General features: G+C 46.6%; 1 protein-coding gene. It reads right to left on the reverse strand.

The genetic code is table 11. The features are described 5' to 3' along the window. Nucleotides 1-89 precede the first annotated feature (89 nt). The coding region (locus AAY47_RS19735) for an inorganic diphosphatase (RefSeq protein WP_047772092.1) at nt 90-452 on the reverse strand (363 nt) is incomplete at its 5' end.

Consider the following 452-nt stretch of genomic DNA (forward strand, 5'->3'; position numbering starts at 1 on the left):
ATTAGAAAACCGAACGACAAACCAAAAACCGCTGTCCCTGATTGGGGCAGCGGATTTTGGCAATGAAAACCTGTTATTTCCTGTAAGGATTATTTTTTAGCTGCGTGTTCGAAAGAAGACAGGATCTCAGCTTTGGCGGCTTCAACATTCTCCCAGCCCTCACCTTTAACCCACTTGCCTTTTTCCAGATCCTTGTAGTGTTCGAAGAAGTGAGTGATNTGAGCACACAGCAGCTCCGGCAGATCGTTCACATCTTTGATGTGATCATATTCTTTGCTCAGTTTGGTATGAGGAACAGCCACCAGGTTTGCATCTTCACCGGATTCGTCAGTCATTTTCAGGACACCAACCGGACGATAGCGGATAACAGAACCTGGCTGCAATGGGTAGGGTGTCGGCACTAATACGTCAACAGGGTCACCATCAAGAGACAGGGTATTGTTGATATAACC

It is taken from the genome of Xenorhabdus griffiniae, from assembly GCF_001028135.1.
In the GTDB taxonomy this organism is placed as follows: domain Bacteria; phylum Pseudomonadota; class Gammaproteobacteria; order Enterobacterales; family Enterobacteriaceae; genus Xenorhabdus; species Xenorhabdus bakwenae.